1 pseudogene is annotated in these 232 nt (G+C 70.3%); it reads right to left on the bottom strand.

The features are described from left to right. Positions 1–232, bottom strand: a pseudogene (locus PUR61_RS01785) (polyketide synthase); the annotation flags it as partial.

Here is a 232-nt window from a genome sequence, read left to right as displayed (position 1 = left end):
CCCGGGGTTCCAGGACCGCGACTCCGTCAACAGCGACACCGCGCCGGAAGCCCAATCCACGTGTGGGGACTGCTCGTCGGCGTGGAGCGTCGCGGGCAGGGTCTCGTGCCGCATCGCCAGGACCATCTTGATGATGCCGGCGACACCGGCCGCCGCCTGCGTGTGGCCGATGTTGGACTTCACCGACCCGAGCCAGAGCGGGTCACCGCCGTCCCGGTCCTGACCGTAGGTG

This window comes from Streptomyces sp. BE20 (genome assembly GCF_036322525.1).
Classification (GTDB): domain Bacteria; phylum Actinomycetota; class Actinomycetes; order Streptomycetales; family Streptomycetaceae; genus Kitasatospora.
This window is presented reverse-complemented; position numbering and strand designations above follow the sequence as displayed.